General features: G+C 26.2%; 3 protein-coding genes. 1 reads left to right on the top strand and 2 read right to left on the bottom strand.

The window, feature by feature from the left end; all coding sequences use genetic code 11:
- Positions 1 to 308 (bottom strand): response regulator (locus HMPREF9131_RS03350; protein ID WP_009345346.1); only part of this gene is annotated, 308 nt, incomplete at its 3' end.
- A 92-nt stretch (positions 309 to 400) separates the two neighbouring features.
- Entirely contained in the window at positions 401 to 874 is a 474-nt protein-coding gene (locus HMPREF9131_RS03345) for an Lrp/AsnC family transcriptional regulator (RefSeq protein WP_004824386.1), read from the bottom strand.
- Between the two features lie 195 nt (positions 875 to 1069).
- Between HMPREF9131_RS03345 and HMPREF9131_RS03340 the strand changes: the two genes are divergently transcribed.
- Positions 1070 to 1492 (top strand): GNAT family N-acetyltransferase, encoded by a 423-nt coding sequence (locus HMPREF9131_RS03340; RefSeq protein WP_009345345.1) that lies wholly within the window; start codon positions 1070 to 1072, stop codon positions 1490 to 1492.
- Positions 1493 to 1564 lie beyond the last annotated feature (72 nt).

Raw genomic sequence — 1564 nt, 5'->3', positions numbered from 1 at the left:
GGTTTAACAACATAATCATCTGCACCAAGTTCAAGACCTAAAACTTTATCTACTTCATCTTCACGAGCTGTAAGCATAATAACAGGGGTTTTATGTGACTTTCTTATTTCTTTTAAAGTATCAAAACCATTTAATTTAGGCATCATAATGTCAAGTAAAATCAAAGAATAAGTATTATCCTTTACAAAATTTAAAGCTTCTAAGCCGTCTTTAGCAATATCAACGCCATAACCTTCACGTTCAAAATTAAATTTTATAATATCGGCTATTGCTTGCTCATCATCAACTACAAGTATTTTTATATCCATTAAATCACCTACTCCCTATTATAACATATAAGATTGAGAAAATTATTTAAGAAAATTCCATAAAAAAAGAGCCTTAAGGCTCTAAAAGATAACTAGGCATCTTTATTATCTTCATAAAAAACCTTGTTATCAAATTCTTCACTTTTTAAAATCAAAAGCGTTTTTGTGTCTAGAACTCCATCAAGTTCCAAAACTTTATCATAAAAACGTCTAAGGTCGCTAGTAGTAATAGTTTTAACTCTTAACATGATACAATGTTCTCCAGTTACTCTGTAACATTCAAAGATTTTAAATGAGTGATCTTTTATATTTTTAATATCTTTAATAAGTTGAGGAAAACTGCTTGTATTTACCCTAACAAGCACAAATGTATCAACGTTATATCCTATTTCCTCCCAGTCAATTATTACCTTATAACCTTTAATAAGCTTTGCTTCTTCCATTTTGTAAATTCTTCTGTGAATAGCAGGCCTTGTAAGATTTAAATGTTTTGAAATCTCTTCATGACTCATTCGGCCATTTTCGGAAAGTAGTTCCAGGATTTTTAAATCAATATCATCCAACATAATTTGCTCCTTTTTAATCTATTACTAAATTATAAACTATTTTCTTATATTTTACTATAACTCTTTATAATAGTAAATTTTTTTATTTACTTTACAAAATAAAGTAAATAAAAATATGATTTTTTTCTTTTTATTTTATATCAAAGTTCAAAGAAATAAAAGCAAAAATGTTATATAATAATATCAGGTGATAATATGCTTGTGGGTAAGTATGTAAGTTTAAGAGAATTAATATTAAAGGATGTTTATACCTTTAAAAATTGGTCAAAACACAGCTCCTATTTACTTCTTGATTATAATTTCAATGAAGTGGAAGAAAAGAACATAAAAGAATGGTTTATTTGGAAGACCCATAGCCCTTTTTCAAAATATTATGTGATTTTAAAAGATTCTTACCCTATAGGATATATATCTTTTAAAAATATTTCTTATTTTTTAAAAAGTGCAAGTTTAGGTATAGCTTTAAATCCTTCTTATATAAACAAAGGTTATGGAGGGGATGCAATTAAAACCATGCTTAAATATTTTTTCGAACAACTTAAATTTAAAAAAATTACCCTAAAAGTTGCATCATATAATAAAAGAGCCCTTCATCTGTATGAAAAAAATTGGTTTTAAAAAAGAGATGGACAATTTTAATGTCTTTTCCCAATGGGGATTTTGATATAAATATTAAAGATTTTATAATAA

The organism is Peptoniphilus sp. oral taxon 836 str. F0141 (assembly GCF_000179335.1).
In the GTDB taxonomy this organism is placed as follows: domain Bacteria; phylum Bacillota; class Clostridia; order Tissierellales; family Peptoniphilaceae; genus Peptoniphilus_A; species Peptoniphilus_A lacrimalis.
This window is presented reverse-complemented; position numbering and strand designations above follow the sequence as displayed.